Here is a 14,660-nt window from a genome sequence, read left to right on the forward strand (position 1 = left end):
AGTTGCTAACGAATGGTTGTGCTGAGCTCTGCTTGCAGCGCTCGATCCTTTAATAGCAAGTTTGCTTAATTCCATAGAGGACATCATTATGATTTCAAACATAAAAAGACGCGATTTTTTTAAGGTCGGTGCTGCCAGCAGCGCGATGTTATTGCCTAATTTAGCTTTTGCTGCCACTACCAAATCGGATGCGGCGCCGGTTGCTCGAGTTAATGAAAAAGAGCGTACTTTTGAAGTGACATTAAATCATCAATTACAGGAAGCGGGTAAAGTTTCTAAACTTTGGGTTCCACTTCCGCTTAATAGCGAATATCAGCAGTTAAAAAGCTTAATTCAACATAGCGGTAATTATGATGAGTTGGTACAAAGTGATTTTGAGATTCCAACGCTGTTTGCTCAGTTTAGCGAGCATCCCGCATCCATTAGTAGTGTGTTTACCATCACCACGCAAGAGCGTAACACTGATTTTTCCAAGGTGAATTACGACGATAGCTTAGCTTTGCCGGCCGAATTGGCTGAGTACTTAGAGCCGACCAGACATATCCAAATTGATGGCATTGTTAAGGAAAAGGCAGAAGAAATCACCAAAGGGATTAAGGGTGATTTAGAGCGTGCCAAAGCAATTTATACGTGGGTATGTAATAACATGACCCGTGATGAGAGTATCGTCGGTTGTGGTGTGGGTGATGCCAAGGCCTTACTCGAATCGGGTAAGTTATATGGTAAGTGTACTGATATTAGTTCAGTCTTTGTGGCCTTATGTCGTAGTGTCGGTATTGCTAGTCGTGAGGTGTTTGGTATCCGTGTAGGTGAGAGTCGTTTTAGTCCAGCCATGGGTAGTGGTAAGGACGGTGTTGCTAATATTACCGGTGCTCAACATTGTCGTGCCGAGTTTTACTTAAAAGGCTATGGTTGGATTCCATGCGATCCGGGCGATGTAACCAAGGTGCGTTTAGCTGAAAAGCTCAGTAATGATGATAGTAAAATTGTTCAGTTGCGCGACTACCTATTCGGTAATTGGGAAATGTGCTGGATTGCCTATAACTGGGGCCGTGACTTTGCCTTAAAGCCGATGCCTGCTGAGCATCCGCTGAATAACTTCGGTTATCCCTATGCCGAAGTGGATGATAATGTGCAAGACTACTACTCGCCCAAAGAGTTTGCTTATGAGTACAAATCAGTTGAGCTCTAAGCAAACAACTGATACGGCGACGCTTCAGCCAACTCAAAAAGAGCCTGATAAACCAGCTAAGCTCTGGTTATTAGGCGCTTTTATTAGTGCTGTGGGGGCGACTTTTTGTTGTCTCCCTGCGCTATTGTTTTTGCTATTTGGCAGTTCTTTTGGTTTAGTCGCTGTATTCACTTCACTAGAAGCATTGAGACCTATCTTAAGTGGCTTAGCCTTATTGAGCTTTGCAGTGTATGTATGGGCTCGATTTTTCAGAAAGCAATGCGCCTTAAGGCATCGCCTGACGCTGCGCAGTCTGTGTTTTATCGTGCTGGTGTTTTTAGGCTTGATGTTGTTATTGTTTTACCCTGAAATTTTGGGGTTATGGTATTCATATGAGTAAAGTGTTATTGAGCATTTTAGCGGCCCTTAGTATTAACGGTGCCGAGCAAAGTTACGTGATCAAGGTGGAGGGTATGCATTGTCCACTGTGTACTGCCATGGTGCGCAAAGCCCTGCTTAAGGTAGTAGGGGTTAATGCGGTCAAAGCAAGTCTTAGCGATAAGATGGCAAGGGTCGAAGCCCATGAGGAGGTAACGCGCGAGAGCCTGTTGGAAGCGATTGCTACCACCGGTTATGAAGGTGTTTTTGTAGAGGAGTAACGATGGCCCGCCAGGGATGGCTTTACTGTCCAAGGCTGATTTGATATGCCCAAATTCCCAAGAGTGTAAAAAGCAAGGAGCCGAGCAGGTGTAGGGCGATACTAAGCAGGGCATAGGCGATTTTGCCGCTTTGTAGTAGGGTGACGATTTCCATTGAAAAGGTAGAAAAGGTGGTGAGCGCACCACAAAAGCCGGTAATCAGAAAGAGTTTATAGTTAACGCTAAGCGTGCTATTGGCAAAAAAAGACACGGCAAAGCCGATGATAAAGCCGCCGATCCAATTGACGACTAAGGTGCCCAAAGCCACATTGGCAAGGTAGTGGTTTAATTGTAGACTGAGGCCCCAACGCAGCCATGCCCCAAGCATGGCACCGATACCAACGGCTAATATTGATAGATACATCGCTTCTTCTGCCTATTGTTGTAGTCATTGAAAATACCGTAGCTTAGTCAAGGATTTTAGCCGACTTTATCGCCAGTCGGAACATTCTTGCGGTCGGGCTTGGCCGTCTGGAAGCAGGAATCCCATCCCTTTAGGGAGGGGAGGAAGTCAACCTTGTAACGCAGATTAAAAAAATTGAATTGCCCGTGTTAAATTATTTTATTGTGTTTGCGACAGGCTTTATTGCCGCCACGCTCTTGCCGGCACAGTCGGAAGCGGTGTTATTGGGCATGCTGCACTTATCGCAACAATCGGCCATGCTATTGGTGCTGTTTGCTACGGTGGGTAATGTCTTGGGTTCGGTACTGAACTGGGGGTTGGGTACGCAGCTTGAGCGTTTTAAGGAGCGTTCGTGGTTTCCGGTGTCAGAACAGCGTTTAGTACAAGCGCAAGGCTATTATCAACGCTACGGGTCTTGGATATTATTATTTTCCTGGTTGCCGATCATTGGTGATCCCATCACCTTTGTTGCCGGGGTGCTGCGAGAGCGATTCTATCGTTTTTTAATCCTCGTCAGCTTGGCAAAGGGCGGGCGCTACGTTCTGATCAGTTTAGCCTATGTCTATGCCCAAGCTTAGGAGTATCACAATGTCTATCGTTAGTATTCAAAACCGCTTATTTGAGCTGCGGGATAGCAGTTATGCCGAATTTCAGCGCCAACTCGTGCCGACCTTAGCGCCAGAACGAATTATCGGGGTCCGCTTACCGCAATTACGACGTTTAGCCAAGTCGCTGAGTCAGGAAGCATCAGAGTCGTTCCTAGGAGCGCTACCGCATTCATACTATGATGAAGATATGCTGCATGCCATTTTGCTATCGGAAATGCGGGTGTTTGAGGAATGTCTAGCGGCAGTGGAGCGCTTTTTACCCTTTATCGATAATTGGGCTGTCTGTGATACGCTATCGCCCATGGTGTTTAAGGAGCATCGGTCCGAGCTGTTGCTACCTATCCGTCGCTGGTCAGTCGCAGCGCATGGCTATCAAAGACGCTTTGCAATCACTATGCTAATGCGTCATTTTCTGGATGAGGATTTTAAGCCGACCTATTTAGCCATTCCTATGGCTATGTGCTCTGATGAATACTATGTCAATATGGCCATCGCCTGGTTTTTTGCCACAGCCTTAGCTAAGCAATGGGCATCGACCATTGGCTTGATTGAGGAGCAACGATTAGCCCCTTGGGTGCATAATAAAACCATACAAAAAGCCCGAGAAAGTTATCGCATTACAGCCGCTCAAAAAGACTACTTACTGAGTTTAAAGCAAGCGCCCAGAAAGTAATCAGCCGGAGGTCTTGCTCATAACTGATTAGATGTGGCCTATGGCAACTACTAATAATAGCCAAGGGCTAAGCGGCAGTAGCGAGAATTTGTTAAAGTTAAACTAGATTTAATTAACGGCCAAAGGGGAAACGTCATGAGATCAGCAAATTATTTTTTCAAAGAGGATGAGCTCATTGATCAGCAGTATAAGGTCAAATCCTTGATATCGATTAATGACTATGCTCAAACTTACCGCGTGCGTAATCCGGCCTTTGAGGCCAAGGTATTAAAGCTTTTTTTAAAGGAGGCAAATACTGAACTCTCGGTGCTTGAACGCTTGGATAGCCCGCATGTGGTCAAGCTGGATAGCGTCGGGCAAGTCCGAGTGAATGGCAGCGATTATTCCTATGCTATTTTAGATTATGTTAATGGCGATAGTCTTTTCGAGCGCACTGAACGGCAGGAGATGCTCTCATTTATCGGTGCTTATAATGTCTTTTTAGGCATTATCAATGCCTTGATTTATTTGCGACGTTTACATCCCGCCGTGGATCATTATCGTATTTTGCCTAAAAACATCATCCTGAATCTAGCTTCCAATGCCTTTTTGCCCGTGTTAGCGAATTTTAGTTCCAGTGGTGCTAAGGATATTGACTATACGCCGGATGAGATGTTTTTTATCGCTCCGGAAATGCTGCACAAGCAACGGCATGAGAGTACGGACCTATATTCAGCGGCAGCGATTTATTATTATTTATTGCATGGTCATGCACCCTTTAGTAAGGAGATGAATGCGCCTGCGATGCAAGCGATACCATTCGAAGAGGCCTTATTTAGACAAAAGCAGAGTTTAGTGGATTTTCATGTGGACTTATACGATTCCACGCGCTACATCATTCGCAAAGCCATGCACCCTGATCCAACAGCGCGCTATCAGGATCCGGCAGAAATTCGCCGAGATTTATACAAAGATCCTCACGATCCCTGTTTTAGCGAGTACTTGGCCGCACTTAAGTGAGTGGTTTAGCGCGCAGTTTACGTTTTTTTGAGAAGTCGATGGAAGAGCATACGCAAAAACTCGGTGTTTGGATAAGTCTCTATTGTGTGAGTGCAGTTATCACTGGGGTAGGGGCGTTTTTATTTGCCTTGATTGGTCTTAAAAATCTCTCCGAGGGCGCCCGCAGGTTTTACTTTACTGATTAGTTTGTTATTTTTAACAGCCTTGATTCATTTTTTTCTGGTGTATCGCCTACTGGGGGTTAAAACAGCAGCGACGATTTATATGGTGTGGGCCTTTGAATTAGCAAATATTATCCTGACCTTGTTGGGCTTATCTGCTGCCGGTGCGCCAGTGCTGCTTTATCTGCTCATTAGAGCTGCATTTTTGTGTTATTTCTTTTTATCAAAGCGGGTGAGAGCGCTGTATGGCTTTAGGTCTAGCAGTGTCGAGAGTATTTAAAATGCGCATTGGCTTGTCGATGAACCGGACAAGCTAAGCCATGCAGGAGCGGTAGTGATATGATGCTGTCACTGAGCTTATCGGCGCTCCATTCAAACACATTGTGCGAAGCTTTTCAGTTATAATCACATGGGCAAAAATGATAAATAGATAGTTGAGGCAACGTGGTCGAACGTAAAAAAATTCATACGCGCCAAATGAGCATTGAGTCTTATGAGCGAAGTGATGGTCTTTGGGATATTGAAGCCAAATTAGTTGATTTCAAAAGCTATGATTTTACAAAATCGGATGGTTCAATCAAAAAGGCGGGCGATCCAGTTCATGATTTAAATATCTGCTTGACGGTGAATGACGAGGGTTTGATTGTTGATGCCGGGGTTTCCTATGATGCGGCACCCTATGGTGATGTTTGTCGCGCCATTGAGGAATCGTATCAGCGGCTGATTGGGCTCCATTTACTAAAGGGCTTTCGGCACAAGGTGCGTGAGCAGTTTGCTAAAACACAGGGCTGTACGCATATGAGCGAGTTAGCGGTGCTGATTCCAACTGTTTTTGTTCAAAGCTTATCACGCAAACGTATCAATGATGCGGTTGATAGCGGTCGACGTCCGTTTCAGCTAGAGGGCTGTCATGCCTATGCCTTAGGATCACCCGTTGTAAAGGAGTTTTATCCTCAATGGTATGTGCCAACGGTAGATTAATTAGTTGTAAATCACGCACTTTATTTTTAGAATAAAGTTTTTTCAATTATTTCTTATAGGTCATCTATGAATATTCATGAGTATCAAGGTAAGGAACTATTAAGAAAGTTCGGTGTTAATGTACCTCGCGGTATTCCGGCTTTTACAGTAGAAGAGGCTGTCAAGGCAGCTGAGGAGCTTGGCGGTCCGGTTTGGGTTGTAAAAGCACAGATTCATGCCGGCGGTCGTGGTAAGGGCGGCGGTGTAAAATTAGCTAAATCAGTGGATGAGGTGCGTCAACTCGCTTCCGAAATCCTCGGTATGCAGTTAGTTACTCATCAAACCGGCCCTGAGGGTCGCAAGGTGAAGCGTCTGCTTATCGAAGAGGGTGCTGATATCAAAAAGGAGTATTACCTAGGTATCGTCACTGACCGTGGTACTCAGAAAAATGCGGTCATGGCTTCTAGCGAAGGCGGTATGGACATTGAAGAAGTAGCGGCCAAAACCCCTGAAAAGCTACTTAAGGTGTTTGTGGATCCTGCCACTGGTTTGACGGCAGAGGATGCTGAGAAATTAGCACGCGGTATTGGTGTGCCTGAAGCCTCGATTGCAGAAGCAGTGGATCAGTTCCAAAAACTGTACCAAGCGTATTGTGAGACTGACGCTTCTTTGGCCGAGATTAACCCGCTTATCCTAACGGGTGACGGTCATATTCGTGCCTTGGATGCGAAGTTTAACTTTGACTCGAATGCTTTATTCCGTCAGCCTGAGATTGTGGCTTATCGTGACCTAGACGAAGAGGATCCAGCTGAGATTGAAGCCAGCAAGTTCGATTTAGCCTATATTCAATTAGACGGTAATATTGGTTGTTTGGTAAATGGTGCTGGTCTAGCGATGGCGACCATGGATACCATTAAGCTCTTTGGTGGTGAGCCTGCTAACTTCCTCGACGTTGGCGGTGGCGCAACCGCTGAAAAAGTGACCGAAGCTTTTAAAATCATGTTAAAAAATGACGATGTTAAAGCCATTCTAGTGAATATCTTTGGTGGTATTATGCGTTGTGATGTGATTGCTGAAGGGGTGGTTGCTGCTTGTCGTGCGGTTAACTTAAATGTGCCTTTAGTAGTGCGCATGAAGGGTACCAACGAGGAGTTAGGTAAGCAAATTCTTGCTGATTCCGGTTTGCCAATTATTAGTGCTGATACCATGGCTGAAGCCGCAACCAAGGTTGTAGAAGCCGCCAAATAAGATAGAGGATTACAAATGTCAATTTTAATTAATAAAGATACTAAGGTGATCACTCAAGGGATTACCGGTAAGACGGGTCAATATCACACTCGCCATAGCCGTGAGTATGCTAATGGTCGTGAGGCCTATGTCGCTGGTGTGAACCCTAAGCGCGTGGGCGAGGATTTTGAGGGTATCCCTATTTTTGGTACGGTAAAAGATGCTAAGGCTGAAACCGGTGCCACTGTCTCCGTGATTTATGTACCACCTGCGGGCGCAGCAGCTGCGATTTTAGAGGCGGTTGAGGCTGAGCTAGACTTAGTGATTTGTATTACCGAGGGTATTCCTGTGCGGGATATGTTGGAAGTTCGCAATAAAATGCGTGCTTTAAACAGCAAAACGCTGTTATTAGGTCCTAACTGCCCGGGCTTAATTGTTCCTGAGGAGTTGAAAATCGGTATTATGCCTGCGCATATTCATCGCAAAGGTCGCATTGGGGTGGTGAGCCGTTCCGGCACCTTAACTTATGAAGCAGTGGCTCAGTTAACTGAACTTGGTCTAGGCCAGTCCGCTGCCGTTGGTATTGGTGGTGACCCGATCAATGGTCTAAAGCATATTGACGTATTAAAAATGTTCAACGATGACCCTGAGACGGATGCGGTTGTGATGATCGGTGAAATCGGTGGTCCGGATGAGGTTGAAGCCGCACGTTGGGCAAAAGACAATATGACTAAGCCTATTGTTGGCTTTATTGCTGGGGTGACTGCACCTGCAGGTAAGCGTATGGGTCACGCCGGTGCCTTAATTTCTGGTGGTGATGATACTGCCGATGCGAAATTAGCCGTGATGGAAGAGTGCGGTATTAAAACCACGCGCAACCCGTCTGAAATGGGTAAATTATTGAAATCGATTCTTTAATTTAATCCTATCAGCTATGTTAACCCTAGTCGCTTGGTCGGTGACTAGGGTTTTTTTATGACAATTTACTGCTTTTATAAGGGCAAGCAACAGCTGCATACGTTATAATTTTCGCTCCTTTCCACGATTAATCGGATCACAGTTCATGTTCGAATTTATTCAAATGATTCACTGGGGTGCAGTGTTTCAAATTGTCTTAATTGATATTTTACTCGGTGGCGATAATGCCATTATCATTGCTTTAGCTTGTCGTAATCTCGATAAGCATCAGCGTATTAGAGGTATTCTGTGGGGTACGGCAGGCGCCATTTTCCTGAGAGTGATACTGATTTTCTTTGCCATGTCCTTATTGCTGATCCCTTATTTAAAAATTGTCGGTGCGTTGTTACTGCTATGGATTGGGATTAAGCTATTGATACCTCATGAGGAGCATCACGAGGTTAAGGCCAGTGCCAATGTATGGGGCGCGGTACGTACAATTTTGGTTGCGGATTTAGTGATGAGTTTTGATAATGTCATTGCGATTGCCGGTGCGGCACAAAACACAGCCGATCATCATCAGATGTTTTATGTGATTTTCGGTTTGTTGGTGAGTGTGCCAATTATTATTTGGGGTAGCTCTTTAGTGCTTAAACTCATCGACCGTTTCCCTTGGGTCGTGGTCTTCGGTGCTGCCTTGCTTGGCTGGATTGCCGGTGGTCTCGTGGTGGGTGATGTTGCTACGAAGAACTTCTTCTTTGAGGGTGAGACAGCACCTGCGGTAGTGAAATATAGCGCCGAGCTGATTGGTGCCTTATTGGTGGTGGGTATTGGTTTATTGTGGGCTCGTATGAGCAAAAAACCTAAGCAAGACGCTTAAAAACTCTCCTTAGCTTGTTAACTAACCATCATGTGTGTGGCTTTGCTATGATTAAAGTCTGACCATGATGGTTAGTTGTTTTTAGTTAATGCATTTTATTGAGATTACATTGAAGTTACCTGAAAAAATCGTCATTGCTACCCGTGCCAGTCGTTTAGCTCTATGGCAAGCAGAATTTGTTCAACACGCCCTGCAAACTCAATACCCTAGTTTAGTGGTTGAATTGCTTAAGTTGACTACCAAGGGTGATCAGATTATTGACCGTAGCTTATCTAAAATCGGTGGTAAGGGTCTTTTTGTTAAGGAATTGGAAAGCGCATTGTTGGATGGTCGTGCCGATTTGGCTGTGCATTCACTAAAGGATGTGCCAATGGCATTGTACGAGGAGTTTGCACTGAGTACGATTTTAAAGCGTGCTGATCCGCGTGATGCCTTTGTTTCCAATCGCTATGAAACCTTAGACGATTTACCTGAGGGGGCGGTGCTGGGCACCTCCAGCTTACGTCGTGAGGCACAGATTCGTGCCCTTTACCCTCATTTAGTGGTGCAGCCTTTGCGTGGCAATCTAGATACCCGTTTAGGCAAATTAGATGCGGGTTATTACGATGCCATTATTTTAGCGGCTTCCGGTTTAGAGCGTTTAGGCTTAGCAGAGCGGATTCGCTCCTATTTGACCGTGGATCAAAGCCTACCCGCTGCTGGTCAAGGGGCTTTAGGGATTGAGATCTTAGCCAGTCGTGATGATTTGCGTGAGCTCTTAGCCTTTTTAGCGTGTGCAGAGTCCACCGCCACGGCAACGGCCGAACGTGCTATTTCTCAGGCCTTGGGGGGTTCTTGTCAGGTGCCGATCGCTGCGCATGCGGTAGTAGAGGATAATCAACTGTACTTACGGGCCATGGTCGCCTTACCTGATGGTACTGCCTCTTTGACAACAGAAATTCGTGGTGATTTAGCCGATGCTCAGCAATTGGGTGATAGAGCGGCCGAGGATTTATTAGCAAAGGGTGGTCGTCGTTTGTTGGATGAGGCTTTAAAACAGAGTGCAGCACGCAGTTTTTAAGCGCTGAGTTCATGTCCTTTGATTTAGTCATTAATACCCGACCTGCTCACAAGAGTCGCGAGTTAGAGGCATTACTGGGGGATTTTAAGCAGTTAAATTTACCGGCCCTTAGCTTAGTGCCGCTTGACTTCCAACTGCCTGCGACTTGGCAGGCGAATGATTTTATCTTTTTTGTGAGTCAATTTGCAGTAGATTGTTTTTTTTTATACTTACAGCAGCATGCCATCGGGTGGCCTCCGCATTTATATGCGGCGGCAGTAGGGCCGGTGTCGGCAGATGCATTACTAGCGCACGGCCTAGCGCCGCAGAGGGTGTTAGTCGCACCTCAAGGTGAGGCGGATTCGGAGTCTTTTTTGGATTGGTTCGAGGCCCATTATCAAGTGCCGAAGCGGGTGATGATTGTGCGCGCTGAACATGGTCGGGATTGGCTTTATCAGCAATTACAACAGCGCCAGGTTGAGACTAGTTTTTTAGCCGTTTATAAGCGCACCGCTGCGGTTTGGAGCGAGCAAGCAAAGCAACCTTTGTTGGATTTGCTAAGCACTAAGCCTGAGGCCCGTGTTTGTTGGTTGATGACGAGTCGTGATAGCGTGGATGCAGTCGTTGCTCAATGGCAACAAGAGCCGCTGCTAGCGCAGTATGCTTGGCAACATGATTTTCTGTTTTTTCATGCCCGGATTGCTGAGCATTTGCAGCATAAAAAAATGCAACTCGCCCCAGCGCAAAAGACTCCCTTACGGGTGCATTTCTGCCAAGCTGATAATGTGAGCATTGTTGCGGCGCTTAAGCGTTTAAGCGCCAAAGGATCCTATGTTGAATAAGCCAAGCGTCGATCACTTCGTCCTGTTAGATGATATGGAAAGCGAAAGCGCACTCCTGTTGAGTGATTTTGCGACGCATTGCAGTTTTGATGCCGATCAGTTGGCAGATGTAGACCAAAGCTTGCAAGTGCTTTGGGATCAGGGTTTATATACTTTTTTCTATATTCCTTATGAGTTCGGGGTGGCGCTACTTAATCAAGCTTCGGCGCCTGCAAGTGCTCAACAGCTACATATTTTCTGCTTTAGAAAAAAGGAGCAGCTAAGTCGTAGTGCCCGCCAGCAGCTGTTAGCGCAGTACGCTGATACGTCGGCAGGGATTGCTGAGCCAAGATTAGCCATCGATGCCGAGACCTTTGCTCAAAAAATTGCAGCCATTCATGCGAGCATCGAACGTGGTGAGGTGTATCAAATAAACTTCACCAGTCGTTTAGACTTTAAAAGCTATGGTCATCCCATCACGCTATACCGCCGCTTGTGTGAGCAACAGCGGGTCCCCTATGGCGCATTGGCTCATTTACCATTAGCGGAACAGCCGTGGCTATTAAGTTTTTCGCCAGAGTTGTTTTTGGATATTCAGGCCAGTGGTGTGGTGCGGGCTAAGCCGATGAAAGGAACGGCGCCTATCTTGAATGATGCGCATGATGAAGCACGTGCTCTTGCTTTAAAAAACGATCTTAAAAATCGTGCTGAAAATCTGATGATCGTCGATTTATTACGTAACGATCTGGGGCGCATTGCGAAGCTTGGTAGTGTAAAGGTGCCTGCCTTGTTTGAGGTTGACCGCTTTGGTGCGGTGTGGCAAATGACGAGTACGGTGGAAGCGCAGATGCCAGCTGATATAAGCTTTTCCCACTTGCTTAAAGCTGCATTTCCTTGCGGCTCCATCACCGGCGCGCCTAAACATATGAGCATGCAATTGATAGAAGCGCTTGAACAAAGGCCTCGCGGGATTTATACCGGGAGCATTGGCCTACTTGAAGCCAATCCAGAGGTTAGCAAGGCAGCAGGCGAGTTGTCCTTTTACGGTCAACTCAATGTGATGATACGTAGTTTCCATCTGCAGGAGGCGGATGGGTATTATCAAGGTGCCATGGGAGTCGGTTCGGGGATTGTGATCGATAGTCAGGCAGCCACAGAATACGATGAATTATATTGGAAAATGCGTTTTTTACTCGGTTTAAGGCCGGAGTTCAGTATTTTTGAAACCATGCGCTGGGAAGCGGGGGCTTGTCAGCTGCTAGCACGTCATAAAAAACGCTTGCTAAGCTCGGCCAAGGCCTTGAATTATCCTCTGGATGCACAGTCGTTGGAGCAAGCCTTGAGCTATTTTTATAAGCAATTACCTAAGCAAGGCAGCTATCGACTGAAATTGCGTCTATGTCCTGTTCAACAACGAGCCGTGGAGCAGAATACATGGATTTATGCACTAGATAGTGACTTTTATTTAGAGGCAAATCTTTTTAGCTTGGAGGCGCTTGAGTCTCAGCAGTGCGTTTTAGTGACTAAGCAATCCATTGTTAGCGGGAATTATTTGAGTCGTCATAAAAGTGATCAACGAAGTGTGTATGATGCGGTATTAAAACAGGCACTGGCACATCAGGCCTTTGATGCTCTGATGTTTGATAAGCAGTTGAATTTGCTTGAAGGTGCTCGTTGTAATGTGTTTTTAAAAATCGATGGACAATGGTATACGCCGACAGCGGAGCTACCGATATTGAACGGTGTAATGCGGCAAGAGATATTAGCGCATCCTATGCACTATTTGGGCGTGGATCATGTGGTTGAAGGCAGGCTTCACTATGAGGAGGTGATGCAGGCCGATGAGATAGTTTTAACTAACGCTTTGCGGGGCGTATTGCCGGTAAATCGTTTAATCATTTAAGCTTTATCAATTTTGCGCTCAGTAAATCGTGATAAATTGCATTAAAGCTTAATCCAAGCCTGTGATTGGTATAGAATCAAAAAGATAGTAAAATCTTAAATCACATGTGAACTGGTCTTCACTGACTTATTTCACGATAAAAATATTATTCCTATATTTAGGGTAACAACTCATTCATCAGAAGGAAGTGCACTATGGCAAAAAGTCGTAATCCCAATCATCAGGGCGGAGATAGCCCCGAAGAGATTCATCAAACTGCTGATGCAGACATTCTAGCTACTGATGAGCAAGTTGAAGATCAGCCAGCAGTATCCACGGTGACTGAGGCAGATAGCTCACAGAGCGCTGAGCCAACGGCAAGCCCAAGCAAGAAAAAGGGAAGTAATGCTGTGTGGTACGGTGTGGCGGGTGTGTTAGTCGCTGCTGCCGTTGCTGGCGTGTATTACTCTAATCAGAGTGAGGTTAAGGGTTCAACACCGGGTACGGTGAATCAGGCCACACCGGATGCGAGTTCGATTCAAGAGGTGCCGGCTGATCCTCAAGGCTTAGAGCGCAGTGATCCGCCCTTAAGTGCTGACGAAGTACCTGAGCCAAGTGCCTCAGAGTCATTTAACACTGAGATGGGTGAGGAGGAGTCAAAAGCTAACTTTATGGGTGCCCAGGCAACTGCATCAGCGCCTGCTGAAGCGACGGCGTCTGACGCAGCGACCGCTGAAAACTCTGCAGATGATGTAGCCAGTTCGGCCGATGTCGTGGCCCACCAAAGCGGAGATCAGCCGAGCACTGAGCTAGCTGAGACCACGCAGGATGTGTCTGTAGCGACGGCCGATAAGCAAGCGACTGCAGACGAGAGTACCGCAGTTGTGCCTGGTGAGCAAGGGCCAGTGGTTAGCCCTGAGGTAGGTATTGGTGCCTTTGAACAAGAGGAACTGGCCAAGGGTGAGACGGATACCCAAGATATGACAGCAATGGACGAGCCGAATGCTACGCAGACATCGGCGGCTGAGGCGCAAGCGCAAGTGAATGCGACGGAAGCTGAAACGGAGGATACGGCCTCAACAGCGGAGGACGCAAGCACCACAAATTCTTCAACAGAGCCAGCGTCAGAGCCAGCAGCAACAGAGCCAAGCACTGAGGCACCGGCTGATACATTTCCACCCCCAGCAAGTGATGAAGCTAGCAGCACGCCAGCCGCTGAACATGCGACTTCTGATAGCGACAAGGCTGTCGCTGAGCCGATGGCCGATTCTGGTAACGATAAGGCTGCTACTGAGCCGATGGCCGATCCTGCTGTTTTAGCCCAATTAGAGCGTGAATATGAATTACTTAATGTGCGTCAGCAACAGGAAATTCATCGCCTCCAAGAGGAATTGGCGGGTATGCAACAACATTTGCAAGTACAAAAAACCAGTGCTGAGAATTTATTGTTAAATGACGTTTCTCGCCTAATGCAATCGGCAGAAAACGAATTGCGTTTTAATGGCAATGTGCCTAATGCGGTCTCAATTTTGACGGTAGCTCAGCGCTTAGCGGCGGAATCTAAAAATAAAATGTTAGAGGGTTTAGTAGGCGCCATCGGTGCAGATATCGTGGCCTTAAAATCTAATGAATCCGCTACCGTTGATGATATGTTTAAGCAGGTGCAACAAGTCGCCAGTCTGATTGATGCAGCGCCATTAAATACGCCTGATTATGCGTCCCAGAGCCAATTGATGCTGCCTACTGCTAAAGCGTCTGAAGCGGCAGCGGTTGAAGCAGCAGCTGAGACGAGCGAAACGACGGCGCTGGATGCGGACGCCAAGTGGTATGATCGTGCCTGGTCTCAGACTAAGAGCTATGCCTCTAAAGCCTATGGTGCGGTTGCCAGTGATTTAGGTGACTTGGTGCGAGTAGAAAAGCTCTCCGATCCAGACTCTGGTTTATTGTCGGTAGAGCAAGCGGGTATTCTGCGTAATAATTTAAAAATGCAGCTTAGCTTTGCCCAGCAGGGGCTGATGAGTAGACAGCAAGGTGTGTGGCAAACCTCATTGATGACGGTGGAGCAAGCCTTGGATCAGTATTTCCGTGCCGATGCAGCTGAAACACAGCAAGCAAAAATGCTATTAACTGAATTAAAAAAGGCCTCAGTGCAACCATCTATGCCAGATATTTCACATAGCCGCCGCGCCTTATCAGAAACTTATGAACAGCTTCGTGTTCAGCGTTCTTTCCAGGAGTAAC

At 46.5% G+C, this 14,660-nt stretch carries 17 protein-coding genes; 16 read left to right on the top strand and 1 reads right to left on the bottom strand.

The features are described 5' to 3' along the window. Window positions 1–88: 88 nt before the first annotated feature. The 3 genes from HMPREF3179_RS07230 to HMPREF3179_RS07240 are packed head-to-tail and all read left to right on the top strand — an operon-like array spanning window position 89 to window position 1,830. Window positions 89–1,192: a transglutaminase-like domain-containing protein gene (locus HMPREF3179_RS07230; protein ID WP_180963781.1), complete on the top strand. Its 1,104-nt coding sequence runs from the start codon at window positions 89–91 to the stop codon at window positions 1,190–1,192. Beyond that, window positions 1,167–1,571, top strand: coding sequence for a hypothetical protein (locus tag HMPREF3179_RS07235; protein ID WP_083290720.1), 405 nt, complete (start codon window positions 1,167–1,169; stop codon window positions 1,569–1,571). The genes HMPREF3179_RS07230 and HMPREF3179_RS07235 overlap by 26 nt, the downstream gene beginning before the upstream one ends. After that, window positions 1,564–1,830, top strand: coding sequence for a heavy-metal-associated domain-containing protein (locus HMPREF3179_RS07240; protein ID WP_070470381.1), 267 nt, complete (start codon window positions 1,564–1,566; stop codon window positions 1,828–1,830). The genes HMPREF3179_RS07235 and HMPREF3179_RS07240 overlap by 8 nt, the downstream gene beginning before the upstream one ends. Window positions 1,831–1,852: 22 nt before the next feature. Here the strand turns inward: HMPREF3179_RS07240 and crcB are convergent, their stop codons facing one another. Next, complete coding sequence (crcB, locus tag HMPREF3179_RS07245; RefSeq protein WP_070470383.1) at window positions 1,853–2,233, bottom strand: fluoride efflux transporter CrcB; 381 nt, start codon at window positions 2,231–2,233, stop codon at window positions 1,853–1,855. Window positions 2,234–2,418: 185 nt separating this feature from the next. On the opposite strand from crcB, the gene HMPREF3179_RS07250 reads away from it, so the two are divergent. The 13 genes from HMPREF3179_RS07250 to HMPREF3179_RS07310 all read left to right on the top strand — a co-directional run bounded on the left by HMPREF3179_RS07250 (window position 2,419) and on the right by HMPREF3179_RS07310 (window position 14,659). After that, complete coding sequence (locus HMPREF3179_RS07250) at window positions 2,419–2,850, top strand: YqaA family protein (RefSeq protein ID WP_070470503.1); 432 nt, start codon at window positions 2,419–2,421, stop codon at window positions 2,848–2,850. 10 nt (window positions 2,851–2,860) lie between these two features. Next, window positions 2,861–3,553: a DNA alkylation repair protein gene (locus HMPREF3179_RS07255; protein ID WP_070470385.1), complete on the top strand. Its 693-nt coding sequence runs from the start codon at window positions 2,861–2,863 to the stop codon at window positions 3,551–3,553. A 135-nt stretch (window positions 3,554–3,688) separates the two neighbouring features. Continuing rightward, window positions 3,689–4,552 carry a protein kinase domain-containing protein gene (locus HMPREF3179_RS07260; RefSeq protein ID WP_070470388.1) on the top strand — a complete coding sequence of 288 codons (864 nt, stop codon included), beginning with the start codon at window positions 3,689–3,691 and terminating at the stop codon, window positions 4,550–4,552. Beyond that, complete coding sequence (locus HMPREF3179_RS07265) at window positions 4,549–4,737, top strand: hypothetical protein (protein ID WP_070470390.1); 189 nt, start codon at window positions 4,549–4,551, stop codon at window positions 4,735–4,737. Before HMPREF3179_RS07260 ends, HMPREF3179_RS07265 begins: the two co-directional genes overlap by 4 nt. Before the next feature lies 1 nt (window position 4,738). Beyond that, the gene (locus HMPREF3179_RS07270) at window positions 4,739–4,993 is read left to right on the top strand and encodes a hypothetical protein (protein WP_070470392.1); all 255 of its coding nucleotides are present in this window, start codon (window positions 4,739–4,741) and stop codon (window positions 4,991–4,993) included. A gap of 164 nt (window positions 4,994–5,157) precedes the next feature. Then, on the top strand, window positions 5,158–5,694 hold the full coding sequence (locus HMPREF3179_RS07275) for a DUF2889 domain-containing protein (protein WP_036557124.1): 537 nt from the start codon (window positions 5,158–5,160) through the stop codon (window positions 5,692–5,694). A gap of 66 nt (window positions 5,695–5,760) precedes the next feature. Further along, entirely contained in the window at window positions 5,761–6,921 is a 1,161-nt protein-coding gene (gene sucC / locus HMPREF3179_RS07280) for an ADP-forming succinate--CoA ligase subunit beta (RefSeq protein WP_036557122.1), read from the top strand. Window positions 6,922–6,936: 15 nt separating this feature from the next. Next, window positions 6,937–7,818, top strand: coding sequence for a succinate--CoA ligase subunit alpha (gene sucD / locus HMPREF3179_RS07285; RefSeq protein ID WP_036557119.1), 882 nt, complete (start codon window positions 6,937–6,939; stop codon window positions 7,816–7,818). 145 nt (window positions 7,819–7,963) lie between these two features. Then, window positions 7,964–8,677, top strand: coding sequence for a TerC family protein (locus HMPREF3179_RS07290; protein ID WP_070470394.1), 714 nt, complete (start codon window positions 7,964–7,966; stop codon window positions 8,675–8,677). An 88-nt stretch (window positions 8,678–8,765) separates the two neighbouring features. Beyond that, window positions 8,766–9,737: a hydroxymethylbilane synthase gene (gene hemC / locus HMPREF3179_RS07295; RefSeq protein ID WP_371441420.1), complete on the top strand. Its 972-nt coding sequence runs from the start codon at window positions 8,766–8,768 to the stop codon at window positions 9,735–9,737. A gap of 11 nt (window positions 9,738–9,748) precedes the next feature. Then, window positions 9,749–10,558: a uroporphyrinogen-III synthase gene (locus HMPREF3179_RS07300; RefSeq protein WP_070470396.1), complete on the top strand. Its 810-nt coding sequence runs from the start codon at window positions 9,749–9,751 to the stop codon at window positions 10,556–10,558. Continuing rightward, entirely contained in the window at window positions 10,548–12,440 is a 1,893-nt protein-coding gene (locus tag HMPREF3179_RS07305) for a bifunctional chorismate-binding protein/class IV aminotransferase (protein ID WP_070470398.1), read from the top strand. The genes HMPREF3179_RS07300 and HMPREF3179_RS07305 overlap by 11 nt, the downstream gene beginning before the upstream one ends. Before the next feature lie 194 nt (window positions 12,441–12,634). Continuing rightward, a complete protein-coding gene (locus tag HMPREF3179_RS07310) occupies window positions 12,635–14,659 on the top strand; it encodes a uroporphyrinogen-III C-methyltransferase (protein WP_070470400.1) in 2,025 nt (674 codons plus the stop codon). The last annotated feature ends 1 nt before the right edge of the window (window position 14,660 follow it).

Source organism: Oligella sp. HMSC09E12 (genome assembly GCF_001808505.1).
GTDB classification, from domain to species: domain Bacteria; phylum Pseudomonadota; class Gammaproteobacteria; order Burkholderiales; family Burkholderiaceae_B; genus Oligella; species Oligella urethralis.